Source organism: Pseudomonas sp. B37(2017), from assembly GCF_002112885.1.
GTDB lineage: Bacteria > Pseudomonadota > Gammaproteobacteria > Pseudomonadales > Pseudomonadaceae > Aquipseudomonas > Aquipseudomonas paraglycinae.
On the sequence record NZ_NEIX01000003.1, the window covers coordinates 263,485 to 279,198 of the forward strand.

Sequence of the window (15,714 nt, forward strand, 5' to 3'; positions counted from 1 at the left end):
CTCATTACTCAGAAAACACAAAAAAAGCCTTCGGCTTAACCTTCTCAGGCGGCGCATTCAACAACGCCTGATCCATCAAACTCCCCGCCTTATCCTTATCCGCCGCCCCCGGCAGCACCGGCGGCTTAATCCCGATCCCAGTCCCCGACCCAGCCGAACCGCCAGCATTAATCTTCACCACCGGCCCAACCACCGTCACACCACCACCATCGAGCTTGATGAAGCTTCCGCCCCCCAGGATGGTCAGCTCAGTCCCCGCCTCAATAACAATCTTGTCCCCAGCCTTGATGTGAATCTCTTTCCCGGCGCTGGTCAGTTGCGCAGTCCCCAGCTTCACATGCTGGTTCTCACCAATAGTCAGGTGGTCATCCATCCGCGCTTCGACTTTGCGGTCGGAAATCGTGGTGCGGTGTTCTTCAGCCTTCAGCTCGGTGTAGGTGTTCTTCACCACGGTGTCGTGACGTTCATTCCCGACCCGAATCTTCTGATCGTGCTCGACGTTTTCATCCCAGTCGCGCTGGGCGTGGATGAAGATTTGTTCGGCGCCTTTTTTGTCTTCGATGCGCAGTTCGTTGTAGCCACCGCCGCCCGGGGAGCTGAGGGTTTTGAAGACGCTGCGGGTTTTGTTCGCCGGGAGGGCGTACGGCACCGGGTTTTCCTTGTGGTACAGGCAGCCGGTGACCAGCGGTTGGTCCGGGTCGCCTTCGAGGAAGGTGACGAGGACTTCCATGCCGATGCGCGGGATGGAGATGGCGCCGTAGCGGTCGCCGGCCCAGGAGCTGGAGACGCGCAGCCAGCAGCTGGTTTTGTCGTCGGCCAGGCCTTCGCGGTCCCAGTGGAATTGCACTTTGATGCGGCCGTACTGGTCGCAGTGGATTTCTTCGCCTTTGGGGCCGGTGACCATGGCGGTCTGGCTGCCAAGCACGCGGGGTTTCGGGTGTTCGAGGGCCGGGCGGTAGAACACGTCCCACGGGGTGGCGAGGAAGGTGTTGCGGTAGCCCTGGTGGAAGTCGTCCTTGTTGTCGGTGGTGTCGCTGGTCACCGACTCTTCGAGGACTTGCGGCTGTTTGCCTTCGTGGAAGATTTCGGTGAGCAGCCACAGGTCGTTCCACTCGCTGCGCGGGTGGTCGGACATTTCCATGAAGTGGCCGCTGACGAGTCTGGTCTGGTCGCCGCGACCTTCGGCCTGGCGGTAGTCGGCGCGATGGCGTTCGAGGGCGCGCTGGCTGAGGAACTTGCCGCGGGCGCGGTCGATGAAGCGACCCGGGTAGTCGTAGTCTTCCAGATCCGGTTCAGTGCTCTCGCCGTCCGGTTTGTACGCGGCTTCCATTTGCAGGCGTGTTTTTTCGAAGTCGTAGTCGCGGCGGGTGGTGCGGCTGGTGCGGGTTTCCAGGCGCAGCTTGAAGCCTTTGATCACCGGTTCTTCGGCGACCATGCCGCTGCCCTGCACATACGCGGTCGGCTGGCCGAGGTTCGGGAACACGGTCTGGTCATCGCCGAACACCAGCAGATGACCTTTCTTGCTGTGCTGGAAGTGGTAGTGAATGCCTTCCTCTTCACACAGACGCTGGACGAAGTGCAGGTCGGTTTCGTCGTACTGCACGCAGTAGTCGCGATCCGGGCACGGCTGGCTGAGCTGGAAGCTGTAGGCGTTGCCCTTGATGCCGTGCTCGTCGAGGATCAGCGCGATGATTTTCGGCGCCGACATCTGCTGGTAGATGCGCTGGTTGGTGCGGTGATGCAGGTATTGCAGCTGCGGCACCAGCGAGACTTTGTAGCGGGTCAGGCGTTTGCCGGCATCGCCCTGGGCGACGCGGTAGATCTGGCCGTGGATGCCCGAGCCCTGCGGATCGAGGGCGAGGAACGCCTGTTTGTGCAGGAGTTTTTCCAGGTCCAGATCCGGGTTTTCGCTGACCAGTTCCAGGTCGAAACGGAACGGCTGGCTGATGCCTTCGGTGCCGGTGAACGACAGCACTTGCAGGTCGCCCACGTAGTCTTCAACGGTCAGGCTGAAGTGCGTTTCGTTAGCTGGGTTGAACATAAAGTGCTCCCTGTTCGAATGTCATCCGTTACGCCCTCAGCCGCAAACGCTGCAACCAGGACGAAGTGGCGCCCAAGGCGTCACGCAATTGGGCGGCAGAAATGTTGCGCTCCGCCGGGTCAAAGGCCAGCGCGGTGCGCAGCGCGGGCCAGCAGTGTGTCGGCAGATGTGCCGGGGCTTGCAGTTCGCGATCCAGGTGTTCGTCACGGGCCTGGGTCGAGGGCAAGCGGCGGAACGGGTGTTTGCCGCCCGCTAGTTCATAGATCACGCAGGCCACGCCGTACACGTCCGCGCTGGCCGACAGCGGTTGGCCCTCAAGCAGTTCGGGGGCGGCGTAGCCCGGGGTCCAGGCGTTGAAGCGCTCGCGGCTCAGGTGCGGCAGGCCGGGCAGGATGCCCTCCTCGGCTTGCCCAAGACCGAAGTCAAACAGGCGCACGCCGTCTTCGCTGAGCATGACGTTGCTCGGTTTCATGTCACCGTGCAGCACGCCGCGACGGTGGGCGTAGGCCAGCGCGTCGAGCAGCGGCAGCGCGATGTCGCGCAGTTCTTTCCACGGCAGGCCCAGCGGCCGCTCGCAGAGCAGTTTGTCCAGGGTCAGGCCACGCATGAGTTCCATGGTGATGAAGGCCCGCTGGCAATCGGTGTCGACTTCGAACGTGTGCGGTCGCAGCACGTTGTCGTGACGCAGGCGTCGGGTCAGGGCGAACTCGCTGTAGAGCAAGGCACTGGCGTCCGGCGATTCGGCAAATTCTTCGCTGAGGATTTTCAGCGCAATGTAAGGATCGGGATCGCCGAACTGTTCGTGCAGCAGATCCCGGGCCCGGTAAACCGCACCCATGCCACCGGCCCCGAGCAGACGCTCGAGATGGTAGCGGCCTGCCAGAACATCCGGCAGTTCGCCGACGCTGGCCTTGGTCGGCGCCAGCGCGGGTTCGGCGTTATGTTGCTTGGCGAAGGCGAAGTAAGTCAGGTTGTTGGCCTGCTCTTCGCTCATCAGCAAGTCATCGACTGAGGATTCGATTTCAGTCATTGGCGGATCACCACGGCCGTCAGGTTGTCGCGAGCGGCGCCACGCAGGGCGCCGTCGAACAGACGTTCCAGCGCCACATGCGGCGCCGCCAGGCTGAGGGCGTTACCGAGGGCATCGCTGCTCAGGCCTTGATACAAACCATCGCTGCACAGCAGGAACACATCGCCCGGATACACCTCGAGTTCCAGCACATCCAGGGTCAGTTGTTCCGCCGCGCCCACCGCCCGGGTCAAGGCCTGGGCTGCCGGGTGCGCCGCTGCCTGTTCGACGCTCATCTGCTGCTCGTCGATCAGTTGCTGCTGCAGCGAATGATCCTTCGACAGCTGATACAACCGCTGCCCGCGCCACATGTAGCAACGGCTGTCGCCGGCCCAGATGCAGGCCGCGCGATTGCCGTCCACCAGCAGCGCCACAACGGTGCTGCCCATGATGCTGTCGTGGCGCCCGGCGGTGACGGTCAACTCCTGCCCCAGGCGCCGGTTCAGCCAGTGCAGGCACTGGCGGATGGCTTTGAGGCGTTCGTCGAAGTCTTCGTGCTGCGGCAGTTCAGCCAGGCTGGCGACGATCAACTGACTGGCGATGTCGCCACCCTGATGACCGCCCATGCCGTCCGCGACCACCCACAGCCCATGCTGCGGGGTGTCGAGGAAGGCATCTTCGTTGCGCGACCGCACCTTGCCCGGGTCGGTTCGCGCCGCGCTGCGCCAGGGACTGGCCACCAGCATCAGAGCTGCACCGGCATACGGAAGGTGCGCATCACGCCCATGTCGAACGGGTTCGGCGTGCGCTGGCTGGTCAGCAGGTAGTTGGCGCGCAGGCCACCCACATCGGCTTTCAGCACCAGCACGTCGCGACCGGTCAGGTACTCGGTCTGCATCAGGTCGAACAGACGGAACAGCGACCACGGGCCGGAGTTCTTTTCGATGCCGATCGGGCGGCCGGCCATCTTGTCCATGACCAGGCTGGTGCGACCGTCTTCAGCATCGGTCGGCCACTTGAAGTTCATGGGCAGGATCGGACCGTGGCGGTATTCCATGGTCTTGTCGCCGAACTTGAACTCGGAACGGCTGACCGCCGGATCGAGGGTGTACGGCTCAAGCTTGAACTGCACGGTCGGCTCGGCCGGGTTGATCGAGAAGAAGCTCTGACGAATGTTCAGTGCAGCCGCCATCTGGTCGAGGAAGACCTTGGACACTGGCAGGCTGCGACCGTCGATGCTGCGCATCCGGTAGTTGCCCGGATCACCGCTGACGAACGGACGCATGTAGTTGTCGAAGAAGCGGTCGATGGTGCCTTGAGCCCGGAAGAACTCGCGGAAATCGCTGATCGCCACGTCGCTGGTGCTCGACGCGCTGAACGGATAGCGCTTGCTGATGGTTTTGCCATACACGCTGTACAGCTCGTTCTGATAACGGCCGTTCAGGTATTGGTAGGCATCGTTGAGCACCAGGCGCCACGAGTCTTCGGCCAGCACGTTGAACCACACGCTCAGCGGACGCGGCAGACGACCGGACGCATTGCGCAGGTTGGTCAGCGCATCACGCTGGCCGCTCATGCGGGTCTTGGCCAGTTCGAATGCGGCTTGCTCCGGCGTGCTGGAACGGGCGAGACCCGCCAGTTGCAGTTGCAGGTCGTTGAGCGCCGTGAAGGCCGGGGTCAGGTCAGCGGCCGGGCCATTGTTGTCGTCGAGCAGTTTATGCAGCGGCTCGAAGCGACGTTGCAGGGACTTCTTGGCGGTGTCCGGCAGGTTCTTCGCCACGTTCATGGCCGAAGCCTTGTCCGTCAACGCCGAAGCGAGTTTGCCGACCTTGCCCAGTTTGCCCTTCTGCCCCGCCAAAGCATCGGCGGCGTCACCGGCTTCATCCACCGGCTCGGGAGCCGCCGGGAAACGGGTGTTTTCACGCACTTCGGTCAACAGCGCCAGCACCGGCGAGTTGGCCGAGGTCAGGCCCGCCAGTTGCTCGGCGCCTTCGCCGGCATCGCTGATCGGCGGCAATGCCACCTGGCCAACGGCCTCGCTCCAGTAGTTGGCGTAGTCGCGGAAGTACAGTTGCTCCAGCTCGACCATCAGGCGACGCAAGTCCATGTCGCTGATGCCGGCGCCTTCGCCCAGCACCCAGTTATCGCGCAGGATGTCCGTCACCAACGACGCACCTTGCACCGAGAAATACTGCTGATAACCGGTCTGGGTGTAGAAGCCCGGGATCACGTACTCGGTGCCAATGAACAGCGAGCCCTGCGGCCCGAGGTGTTGGCTGAAACGGTAATCCGGCAGGTTGCGCGCCTGCTCGCGGAGCATGCGGTAAACCACGTTTGCCAGCGATTCACTGCGCAGAACCTGACGCGCCTGAGTCACCAGTTGCTCGTTGAGCGGGTAGATAAACGGCAGCTTCAGCAGACGTTCAAGGTGCGCGTTCAAACCGTTCTGCACCGCGGTGTTGCCGTTGTAGCGCTGGGACCAGTCGGTAGCGACCCAATCCTTGAGCCACGCCGCATCACGACGATCCTTCATGTTCAGCATCAGGTACGCGCGCAGGCTGTTGATCAGCTTTTCGCGGTCCTTCATGTTGGCGCGGATCTGGCCTTCGAGCATGGTTGCAACGCGCGGCAGCAGCTGCTTTTCAAGCTCGCGCTCGTAAGCCTCCTTGACCACCGGATTGACGTCCTGGCCTTGATACAGACCGACGCGTTCGTGATACGCAGCGTCGCTTTTCTTCGGGAACACCTGAGTCGCGGCGTAGCTGGTGTCGAGGGTTTTCAGCGTGCCCATGGCGTCATCACGCGGCGACAGTGCAGTGCGCTGCTGAGTCCAGTTCTGCGCCAGATTGCGCAGGTTTTCCAGACGCTCCCAGTTGGCCGAGAAACCACCGGCCCAGAGCATGCCGAATAACGCCAGCGCGCCCAGTGCACCAACGTACAACGCACGCTGGCCCCAATGGATGCGGCTGCGCTCGCGCTTGTCCAGACCGGCAAGGTCGGACTCCGGGAAAATCACCCGGCTGAGCAAATGGTGGATGAAACGCGAACGACCGCTGCGCAGAGTCGGCAACACGCCGGCGCTCATGCCCAGACTCGCGCCGATACCGGCGGTGGTCGAATCCATTTCGTGGGTCAGATGCGGGGCGCTGGTCAGGTAGAAACCACGCAATAGCGTCGCACGCTGGTAGCGGTTGCCGGTGAACGCCATGTCGACGAACAGGCACAGACGCTCGCCGATCTGGCCCATCTGGTGCGGGAAGTCGAGGATGCGGCCACGGCGCTGGGTGTCGCGCTCGGAGTGCATGCGCATGATCACCTGGCTGTTGAGGCGACGCAGCAGCTCTTCGAACTCGCCGCGCAGCACAGCCACGTCGGTGCCAAGCTGATCCTTGCGGAAACTGGTGCCCAGCACCTGATCGCTTTCTTCGCGGGTCAGTTGGTCGAAGAACTCGTCGAAGCCCAGCAGCTTGTCAGCCTTGCTCAGCACCAGATACACCGGCACGTCGACGTGCAGTTTCTGATAGACGTCTTGCAGACGCGCGCGCACCTGGCGAGCCAGCGTGTCGATGTCCTGCTCGCTGCCACTGGTCAGGGTTTCCACCGGAATGGTCACCAGCACGCCGTTCAGCGGACGACCACGACGACGCTTGCGCAGCAGTTCCAGCAGAGTGGTCCAGGCGCTGCCGTCGACTTCCGAATCCGGTTGGGTCAGGTAGCGGCCGGCGGTGTCGATCAGCACACCGTGATCGGCGAAGTACCAGTCGCAATGACGGGTGCCGTGGGTGTCGCGGGTCAGCTTGCGGTCGATCTTGTTGATCGGGAATTCCAGCCCGGAGAAGTCCAGCAGGCTGGTCTTGCCGCTGGCCTGCGGGCCGATCAGCAAGTACCACGGCAAGTCACTGCGCCAGCGCTCACTGCGGCCACGATACAGGCTCGAAGTCTTGAGGGTTTTCAGGGCGTCCTTGAAACGCTCCTTCAACTCTTTCTGCTCTTCGTCGATCAACTCTTCGCGGCGAATACGATCCTGGCCGTCTTCGGTTTCTTCGACGGCTTTCTTGCGGATACCGGCGCGCCAGCTGACGAAGACCATGGTCAGGCCCCAGATCAGGAACAGCACGCTGATGGTCAGCAGGCGCGAAGTCGCGCTTTCCCAGAACTTGTAGTCATCCACTGCCAACAGCGGGCCGACGAACCACACCAGCAGCGCCACGAACAGCACCAGCAGCAGGGTCCAGACCCAGGTCTGGCGCAGGAAGGCGCCGACTTTCTTGAAAAACTTTTTCATCACACGTCCCTGTTTACGGCTGCGACTGCGGCTGGACCGCGGCCGGATCAAGCGGCTGATAAGGTTGCAGAACGGTGTCGCGCTGCTCGCCCAAGACCCAGGCGAAGCCCGAATACATCATCACCAGGCAGACGAAGGTGAACAGCACCACCATCCACGCCGGCACGATGCGCACCAGGTTGCGGCGCTGATCGTTGAGGCCTTCCCACTGCGGCGACAACTCACGCGGCACGTCGCCACGCAACTGACGGATCTGCCGGTACAGGGCGTCGCGGATGCCTTCGAGTTCCAGCATGCCGCGCGCCTGCACGCGGTACTTGCCCTCGAAACCGAGGGACAGGCACAGGTACATCAGCTCCAGCATCGGCAGGTGCTTGACCGGGTTTTTCGACAGCCGATCGAGCAGCTGGAAGAACTTCTCGCCACCGAAGGTTTCGTTGTGGAAGCTGCTGAGCAGGCTCATCTGCGACCACTCGCTTTCGTTGCCCCACGGCGTGGTCACGACAGCTTCGTCGACCACGGTGCAGAGCACGTAACGGGCCGCCATCACCTGGCTGCTTTCGGCGCCGTTGTGCAGGGCGCGCACTTCAAACAGCTTGAGCCCGGCAGTCAGGCGCTCGTTGAGCGCGTAGAGATCTTCGCGGGTTTCGCTGTGCTTGAGGCGCACCACTTCCGACAGCAGTTCGGACGACGCCGCCACCAGCGAATTGAGGCTGATGTTGAAGGCTTCCGCCGGGCGCAGGCGCGCGGCGTAGATCATCCGTTCTTCCAGTTGTTCGAAGCGCGGTGGCGCAGCGAAGTCGGTCAGCGGACTCGCCGCCGGGCCATGGCCCTGACGGTCGAGCAGGACGGTTTTGTCGTCCTGGTTGTGTTCCATGTCCTTGATCATGTCGGTCAGTTCCTGATGGCCCAGAATTTCAGTTCAAGCTCGGCAAATTCGCCGGACACGTGGAACGCGAAGCCGCCGGAGCGCTCGAGTTGTGCCAGGTCTTCGGAACTGAGTTCGAGGATGAAATAGGTTTTGTTCGAGTGGAACGCGATCTGCCGTGGGGCAACCGGCAACGGTTTGACCTTGATCCCCGGCAGGTGCAGGTTGACCAGTTGGCGGATGCGCTCCACCGGGCCGACCTTGAGGTGCGCAGGCAAGCGGTTGCGCAATTCTTCGGAGTCGCAGTTGGCACTGGCTGCCAGCACGAACGACGCCGAGCCCAGCAGTTTGTGGTCGTGCAGCGGCGACACGATGATCCCGTACTGACGCGCTTGCAGGATCAGTTCGATGGCGTGCTGTTCCAGCACCATCGACAGCACCTGACGGATCGACTCCATCAGTTTGCGGAAGCTCGCACCCTGGTCGGCGTGGGAGTAGCGGCTGTCCAGACGCGGGCGTTTGCTGTCGCTGGAGAACGTCGCCAGATCGCCGAGCATGGTCAGCAGCGTGCGGTACAACTCTTCCGGGTGAACCTGTTCCAGGCCCAGGTAGTGGCGCAGCAGCAGTTCGGTGCGGTTGATCAGTTGCAGCATCATGAAGTCGCCGATTTCCGCGCCACCGACCTTGCCGTTCGAACGAATACGCTCGGCAATGGTGTCGCCCCGGTGACCGAGCATGCTGATCACTTCTTTCAGGCACGACAGCAGGTAGCTGGAGGCGTGGGCCTGAATGTAGGTCGGCACGAAATCCGGGTCGAGGCTGATCACGCCGTCCGGCGTGGTGTCGAGCACGTCGCAGATCTTCAGCTTCACGTAAGCCTGGTCACTCTGCTGCTCGCCGAGCAACAGCTTGAAGTCCGGCCGGCCGCAACTGACCTGGCTGGCGGAATCGTCACCGGCGTTGGAGTCGGCGACTTCGGCGTCATACGCGGTGTAACGCGCAAGTACGTCGGACTGCTCCGGGCGACGGGACTCGATGTGGTTACCGGTGACCAGTGGCAGCGCCAGGTAGATCGGCATGTTGCCGGTGTTCGGCGGCACGTCCAGCGCCAGCGGTTCGGTGTTGCCGCCGAGCTCGAACAGGCTGCCGTCCGGCAGGATCCCCGAGGCTTCACTGATCACCAGTTTGCCCATGTTGAGGAACTGCAAGTCGATCTCAAGGTTCAGGAAACCCCAGGTGTAGCCGCCCAGCAACTGAGTGCGGGTCTTCATCTGGTGATCGTAGTAGCGGTCGTTGTGCTGGAAGTGCTGCGGACGCAGCAGCATGCCTTCCTGCCAGATGACTTTATGGGTATTCATGATCAGTCATCCGCCTTGGCGAGCACTTCGTTGGTCTTGCGGATACCGGCCTGATCGAGGGTCAGATCGGCTTCGGTGACTTCCAGCGGCGTGATCGGGAACGTGTGGCGCCACTTGGTTTCCGGCAAGTCGCGGTACGCAGCGAGGATGCCGATGAAGCGGCTGCCCTCCTCCACGCTGAGTTTCAGCTCCACGGTTTCACCCGGGCGCAGTTCGAGTTCTTCGCTGGCCACCAGATCCGGGTTGAGGGATTCCTTGGCGCGCTCGTAGAGGCTGAAGAAATCAGCGTTCTCGAACGTCACCGGGTGCTTGAGTTCGAACAGGCGCACCACGATCGGCGACGGACGACCGTTAAGGTCCGGGTTCAGTTGATCGCTACCGGTCAGCTTCAGGTTGATCTTGGTCACTTTCGAATACGGCGACAGCGACGAGCAACCGGCGAGCAGCACCAACAGGGTGAGCGCGGTCAGCGTCTTGAAAAAAGCGGTCGAGCGGCGAGACATGCGCATCATCCTTGGTGGTCGGTGTGGAGGGTGGAGATCAGGCGGATCTGTTCTTCGTAGGCCTGGGCGAAGTCGCGGGCCAGCAGGCGCTCGCTCCAGTCGTCGTCCTGACGCAGCGCATGGTGGTAACGGTTGAACGCTCTCCAGCGGCCGCCAGCGGTGGCCAGCAACGGCTTGTTGTCACGCTCGAAACGCAGGGTCAACTGCTCCGGCGAGAAGTGCTCCAGAGTGCCGCGCACCGCCGCGCGGCTGGCGGTCAGCAGCGCCACCTGATGCGCCTGCAAGTCGCGGAACGCGCGGGAGATCGCCTGCTCGGCCGGCAAGTGGCCTGGCTTGTTCGGCTGCAACAGAATGTCCAGCGCTTCGCTCGGGTCGACGGCGAATTTCAGCGGGTTCTTGTTGGTGCCTTGCACGGTGGTCTGGGCCAGACGCAGCTCGTTCTTCAGCTCCGAACGGGTGCGCAGGCTCTGTTGCAGACCGCCGACGCTCTGGCGCAGCAGACGTGCAGCGTTCAGCGCGAGGGCTTCACGCTCGTCGTGGCTGAGGTTCTTCACGTTCACGCCGAGGGCCGCGCCGAATTTGTCCCAGAAGGTTTCGCTCTGACGCTCGACCGCTTTCGGTGCCGGTGCAGGCTCAGGCGTGGGCTCGACAATCAGCTCCGGTACCATCAGGCTTTCCATGTCGATGCGCGCGTAGTCGGCGCGCTGACGGGAGTCTTCAGGATCGGTAACCGGCGCGAGCATTTCCTCGAATTCCGAGTACACGCGCTCTTGCTGCTCCAGCGACTTCAGCGGGTCGAGGTCGAGGAACGCGTCGTCCGGAATGATGGTGCCGGCGGCGCGTGGCAGGCCGACTTCACCGTCGAACGTCGCCGGGTCGCGCACCAGGCGCGCGCGAATCTCGAAGTCGCCCAGCACGTAGGTGCTGCCGTGCTCGATGCGCACCGGTTCGCCCTTGTGCAGGCGCGCGCCGCTGTCGCCGTCCTGAACACCGTTGCTGCTGGTGTCGGTCAGGAAAAACGTGCCCTCGCGATAGCTGACAATCGCGTGGTGATTGGATAAGTGACGCTTGCGGTCAGGGATGATCCAGTCGCAGTCCTCGCCCCGCCCGATCACGCCACCGGCCTGTTTGAAGGTCCGCTGGCACAGCTCGGTGGGCACGAACTGCTTGGTGTTCAGCATTTCGAAAACCAATTCCATGTTTGATGCTCCTTGCGGTCACTTGCCGCGATTGACCGCCTGCGGATCACCCAACGGGCGGTAATCGTTATCGTTGAATTTGTAATTGCCGCTGCAGCCGCCGAGGCCGCATAGAACGACGAGGGTCAGCAGGACAGCGTGCCAGTGACGAACAGACATCAGAGGGTCTCCAGGTGTAGACAAAGCACAAAGCGCCGACCCTCACGGGCGGCGCTGAAATAGGTTTTCGAGGTGAATCCGACGGACTTTCGCCTACCCATCGAAATCACCCAGATTGATGTTCAAGCGGCCGAGCCGGTACAGCAGCGTGCGCCGCGGCAAGCCCAGTTCACGGGCGGCGAGCGTCTGGTTGCCGTCGTTCTTGCGCAGGCAATCGAGCAGCAGATTGCGTTCGACCGCTTCCAGTCGTTCGCGCAGATTGAGGCCGCAGTGGTCCTCCGGCGCCGGCGCCGATTCCAGGCGCAGCGAGAAATGCTCGGCCAGCAACTCGCCGCCCTCGCACAACAGCACTGCCCGCTCGACCAGGCCTTTGAGTTCGCGCACGTTGCCGGGGAAGGTGTAACCGGACAGGTGATCCAGCGCAGCGTCCGACCAGCGCACCGGATCGCGTTGCAGGAATGCGCAGGCCTTGTCGGCGAAGTGTTTGGCCAGGTCGAGGATGTCGCCTTCGCGTTGACGCAGGGCCGGCAATTCGATCGGGAATTGCGCGAGGCGGTAGTACAGGTCCTCACGGAATTTGCCTTCGCTGACCAGCACCGACAGGTCGCGGTGCGTCGCGGCGATGATGCGCACGTCGATCTTGTGGGTATCGTTGGAACCCAGCGGACGGATCTCGCCTTCCTGCAACACGCGCAGCAACTTGGCTTGCAGCGACAGCGGCATGTCGCCGATTTCATCGAGCAACAGAGTGCCGCCATTGGCCGCGTCGAACAGCCCGGCGCGGTCACGATCGGCGCCGGTGAACGCACCTTTGCGATAGCCGAACAGCTCGCTTTCCAGCAGGTTTTCCGGGAACGCCGCGCAGTTCTGCACGATGAATGCCTGGGACCGGCGCGGGCCGCAATCGTGGATCGCCCGCGCGACCACTTCCTTGCCGGTGCCGGTCTCGCCACGCAACAGCACGGTGTACGGGCTGTGCAGGACTTTGCTGATCAGCGAGTAGGTCTGGCGCATCGCCGCGCTCTTGCCGATCAGGCCGTAGCCACTGGCACTCGGCAGACTGCGCACGACCGGCGCCGCCGCATCCACTGGCTGGCGCAGACGTTGCAGCAAGTGCAACTGACCGAGCACGAACGAGCCGAGCTGGCCGAGGGAATCGGCGAAGCCTTGCAGGTTGATATGTCGACGGCTGGCGCACAGCAACAGGCCTTCGACAGCCTTCTGCTGATTGACCAGCGGCACGCACAACAGCGACTGCCACGGCGTGGACGACACCGGCAGAAAACTGGTTTCGTGCAGGCTGCCGCCCAGGTCATCGAAGCTCACCACCCGGTTCTGGCACAGGGCGAACTGCAACAGTTGCTCGCCGTTGTAATCCGCCGGCAGGCTCGCCGCGCTGCGCGGTTGCAGCACGCCGTCGAGGCATTCGGCGTTCATTCCCAGCGACGTGTGCGTGGCGTCCAGCAAATACAGCTGCGTCAGTTCGCAACCGCTCAGCCCGGCCAGACCGCGCACGAAGTCACCCAGCAGCGCAGCACCGTCCGCCGCGCGCGACAGGCTGGCGAACTGCGCCAGCAAGGCTTCGGCATAGAGCAGTGGCTGCGGCACTTGAGTGAACATCACACCCACCTCAGGCGAACTCGCAGGTCACGCTGGCTTCACCGTCGAGCGTCGCATGCACGCGCTTGAGGCTTTCACCGGTGGCCATGGCGTCGAGCAGGCGGTCGGCTACCAGCGGCAGCACGTGCTGATCGAGCAAGTGGTCGATCAGACGTGCACCGCTTTCGCTCTGGGTGCAGCGCTCGGACAGGTGATCGACAAGGTTCTGGCACCAGCTGAAGTCCAGCTGGCGACGGTTCAGACGCTCGCCCAGACGACCGAGTTTGATCTCGATCAGCTCGCGCAGCACCGGGCCGCCGACCGGGTAGTACGGCACCACTTTCATCCGCGCCAGCAGCGCCGGTTTGAAGTGTTTGCTGAGCACCGGGCGAATGGTTTCTTCCAGCACTTCGGCGGTCGGGCGCGCGCCGTCTTCGCAGAGGTCGCTGATCTTGTCGCTGCCCAGGTTCGAGGTCATCAGGATCAGCGTATTGCGGAAGTCGATCTCGCGCCCTTCGCCGTCGTTGGCCACGCCTTTGTCGAAGATTTGGTAGAACAGGTTGAGCACGTCCGGGTCGGCCTTCTCGACTTCATCGAGCAATACCACCGAATACGGCTTCTGGCGCACGGCTTCGGTGAGCATGCCGCCCTCGCCGTAACCGACGTAACCTGGCGGTGCACCGATCAGGCGGGAAACGGTGTGCTTCTCCTGGAACTCGGACATGTTGATGGTAGTGATGAAACGGTCGCCGCCGTACAGCAGGTCGGCGAGTGCCAATGCGGTTTCGGTCTTGCCGACGCCGCTCGGGCCGACCAGCAGGAACACGCCGACCGGTGCGTCAGGCTTGTTCAGGCCGGCAGCGGTGGCGCGCATCGAGCGATCCAGTGCGTGGACGGCTTGTTCCTGACCACGAATGCGGGTGCGCAGGTCGGTGGCGAAGCTCGCGACTTTGGCGTTGTGTTCGCGGGCCAGTTGCGCCAGCGGCACGCCGGTCCAGGCGCTGATCACTTCAGCCACCAGACGTGGGCAGACTTCGAAGCTGACCAGACGCTCCTTGACCTGAGCAGCGGTCAGGGCGCTGTGGGTTTCGTTGAGTTGTGCTTCCAGCGCTTCGACGCTGAGGGCTTCGTCGACGTCGGCGGCGTGGGTTTCGATCACGGTGCCTTCGGCGTCTTCCTCAACGGTGACCACCGGCTCGACCGCAGCGGCTTCACGGGCCTTGGCCAGTTGCTGACGCAGTTCCAGCAGGCGCTCGGCCAGTTGTTTCTGCTCGGTCCACAGGGTTTCCAGTGCGACCATTTCCGCTTCGGCTTCGTCCAGGCGCGCTTCCAGTGCATCCAGCGCTTCGTGGTCGATCAGCAGACCGGCTTCGGCATCGCGGCGCAGGGCCTGACGCTGACGGCCACCTTCGGCCAGTTCGCCACGCAGGCGTTCCAGGCTTTCCGGCGCGGCGGCGAGGCTGATACGAACGCGGGCGCACGCGGTGTCGAGCACATCGACGGCCTTGTCCGGCAGTTGGCGGCCGGCCAGGTAACGGGCGGACAGTTCCGCCGCCGAAACCACCGCGTCATCGCGCAGGTAGATGCCGTGGCTCTTCTCGTAGACCTGCGCCAGACCACGCAGAATGGTCACCGCTTCGCTCACGGTCGGTTCGTGCAGTTGAACCGGCTGGAAACGACGGGCCAGCGCCGGGTCTTTCTCGAAATATTTCTTGTACTCGGCCCAGGTGGTCGCGGCGATGGTGCGTAATTCGCCGCGCGCCAGTGCCGGTTTCAGCAGGTTGGCCGCGTCGGAACCGCCGGCATTGCCGCCCGCGCCGATCAGGGTGTGGGCTTCGTCGATGAACAGGATGATCGGCTTCGGCGAGGCTTTAACCTCGTCGATCACGCCTTTCAGACGACGCTCGAATTCACCTTTGACGCTGGCGCCAGCTTGCAACAAGCCCATGTCCAACGACAGCAGCTCGACGCCCTTGAGCACTTGCGGCACTTCACCGGCAGCGATGCGCGAGGCCAGGCCTTCGACGATGGCGGTTTTACCGACACCGGCTTCACCGACCACGATCGGGTTGTTCTTGCGGCGACGGGCGAGGATGTCGACCATCTGGCGGATCGCGCCATCGCGGCACAGCACCGGGTCGAGTTTGCCGTCGCGGGCCTGTTGGGTCAGGTTGTGAGTGAAGCGCTCCAGCAGCGATTCGCCTTGGGCGGCCGGTTTGCCGTTGGCCGCTGCCTGAGGCTGTTGCGACAGGGCAAATTCCTTCAGGCGATCGATGTTCAGTTTGGCGAGCAACGGCTGGTAGCGGCTACCGGCGTAACGCATCGGGTTGCGCAGCAGCGCGAGGATCAGCGCCGCGTCTTCGACCGAGGTCTGGCCCAGTTCAAGGTTGGCCACCAGCAGCGCGTCTTGCAGCCACTGCACCAGTTCCGGCGCGAACACCGGGTTGCGCGAAGCGCTGTGCTCGACCCGCGATTGCAGCGCGGCGCTCAGCTCGCCGGCATCAACGTCGGCATCCTGCAATGCGCGGGAGAGCAGACCGTTCGGGCGCTCCAGCAGGCCGAGCAGCAAGTCTTCGACCAGAATCTTGCTGCCGCCACGGGCCACGCAGCGCTCGGCCGAACGCTCCAGATCGCGACGGGTTTCGGCGTCCAGCGCCTGGATGAGTTGTTGCAGGTCTACGTTGATCATGGCT

The 15,714-nt window shown here is 63.2% G+C and carries 11 protein-coding genes; all 11 read right to left on the minus strand.

Annotation, left to right across the window (positions count from 1 at the left end; translation table 11 throughout):
- Positions 1 to 4: 4 nt before the first annotated feature.
- Positions 5 to 2,041 (minus strand): type VI secretion system tip protein VgrG, encoded by a 2,037-nt coding sequence (locus CAF90_RS10515; RefSeq protein ID WP_085606157.1) that lies wholly within the window; start codon positions 2,039 to 2,041, stop codon positions 5 to 7.
- 28 nt (positions 2,042 to 2,069) lie between these two features.
- Positions 2,070 to 3,071 (minus strand): serine/threonine-protein kinase, encoded by a 1,002-nt coding sequence (locus tag CAF90_RS10520; protein WP_085606159.1) that lies wholly within the window; start codon positions 3,069 to 3,071, stop codon positions 2,070 to 2,072.
- Positions 3,068 to 3,796, minus strand: coding sequence for a PP2C family serine/threonine-protein phosphatase (locus tag CAF90_RS10525; RefSeq protein ID WP_011336583.1), 729 nt, complete (start codon positions 3,794 to 3,796; stop codon positions 3,068 to 3,070). Before CAF90_RS10525 ends, CAF90_RS10520 begins: the two co-directional genes overlap by 4 nt.
- The gene (gene tssM, locus CAF90_RS10530) at positions 3,796 to 7,335 is read right to left on the minus strand and encodes a type VI secretion system membrane subunit TssM (RefSeq protein WP_085606161.1); all 3,540 of its coding nucleotides are present in this window, start codon (positions 7,333 to 7,335) and stop codon (positions 3,796 to 3,798) included. Before tssM ends, CAF90_RS10525 begins: the two co-directional genes overlap by 1 nt.
- A gap of 13 nt (positions 7,336 to 7,348) precedes the next feature.
- A complete protein-coding gene (gene icmH / locus CAF90_RS10535) occupies positions 7,349 to 8,224 on the minus strand; it encodes a type IVB secretion system protein IcmH/DotU (protein WP_007954389.1) in 876 nt (291 codons plus the stop codon).
- A gap of 5 nt (positions 8,225 to 8,229) precedes the next feature.
- Complete coding sequence (gene tssK / locus CAF90_RS10540; protein ID WP_085606163.1) at positions 8,230 to 9,561, minus strand: type VI secretion system baseplate subunit TssK; 1,332 nt, start codon at positions 9,559 to 9,561, stop codon at positions 8,230 to 8,232.
- Between the two features lie 2 nt (positions 9,562 to 9,563).
- Positions 9,564 to 10,064, minus strand: coding sequence for a type VI secretion system lipoprotein TssJ (tssJ, locus tag CAF90_RS10545; RefSeq protein WP_011336587.1), 501 nt, complete (start codon positions 10,062 to 10,064; stop codon positions 9,564 to 9,566).
- A 5-nt stretch (positions 10,065 to 10,069) separates the two neighbouring features.
- Positions 10,070 to 11,263 (minus strand): type VI secretion system-associated FHA domain protein TagH, encoded by a 1,194-nt coding sequence (gene tagH, locus CAF90_RS10550; protein WP_085606165.1) that lies wholly within the window; start codon positions 11,261 to 11,263, stop codon positions 10,070 to 10,072.
- Positions 11,264 to 11,281: 18 nt separating this feature from the next.
- A complete protein-coding gene (locus CAF90_RS10555; RefSeq protein ID WP_003229566.1) occupies positions 11,282 to 11,422 on the minus strand; it encodes a hypothetical protein in 141 nt (46 codons plus the stop codon).
- A gap of 93 nt (positions 11,423 to 11,515) precedes the next feature.
- Positions 11,516 to 13,042: a sigma-54-dependent Fis family transcriptional regulator gene (locus CAF90_RS10560; protein WP_085606167.1), complete on the minus strand. Its 1,527-nt coding sequence runs from the start codon at positions 13,040 to 13,042 to the stop codon at positions 11,516 to 11,518.
- Between the two features lie 10 nt (positions 13,043 to 13,052).
- Complete coding sequence (gene tssH, locus CAF90_RS10565) at positions 13,053 to 15,710, minus strand: type VI secretion system ATPase TssH (RefSeq protein ID WP_007954382.1); 2,658 nt, start codon at positions 15,708 to 15,710, stop codon at positions 13,053 to 13,055.
- Positions 15,711 to 15,714: the final 4 nt, after the last annotated feature.

Bases quoted from the DNA above. Each gene is read 5' to 3' on its own strand.
- CAF90_RS10515 (WP_085606157.1), bottom strand. From the start codon at position 2,041: ATGTTCAACCCAGCTAACGAAACGCACTTCAGCCTGACCGTTGAAGAC.
- CAF90_RS10520 (WP_085606159.1), bottom strand. From the start codon at position 3,071: ATGACTGAAATCGAATCCTCAGTCGATGACTTGCTGATGAGCGAAGAG.
- CAF90_RS10525 (WP_011336583.1), bottom strand. From the start codon at position 3,796: ATGCTGGTGGCCAGTCCCTGGCGCAGCGCGGCGCGAACCGACCCGGGC.
- tssM (WP_085606161.1), bottom strand. From the start codon at position 7,335: ATGAAAAAGTTTTTCAAGAAAGTCGGCGCCTTCCTGCGCCAGACCTGG.
- icmH (WP_007954389.1), bottom strand. From the start codon at position 8,224: ATGATCAAGGACATGGAACACAACCAGGACGACAAAACCGTCCTGCTC.
- tssK (WP_085606163.1), bottom strand. From the start codon at position 9,561: ATGAATACCCATAAAGTCATCTGGCAGGAAGGCATGCTGCTGCGTCCG.
- tssJ (WP_011336587.1), bottom strand. From the start codon at position 10,064: ATGTCTCGCCGCTCGACCGCTTTTTTCAAGACGCTGACCGCGCTCACC.
- tagH (WP_085606165.1), bottom strand. From the start codon at position 11,263: ATGGAATTGGTTTTCGAAATGCTGAACACCAAGCAGTTCGTGCCCACC.
- CAF90_RS10555 (WP_003229566.1), bottom strand. From the start codon at position 11,422: ATGTCTGTTCGTCACTGGCACGCTGTCCTGCTGACCCTCGTCGTTCTA.
- CAF90_RS10560 (WP_085606167.1), bottom strand. From the start codon at position 13,042: ATGTTCACTCAAGTGCCGCAGCCACTGCTCTATGCCGAAGCCTTGCTG.
- tssH (WP_007954382.1), bottom strand. From the start codon at position 15,710: ATGATCAACGTAGACCTGCAACAACTCATCCAGGCGCTGGACGCCGAA.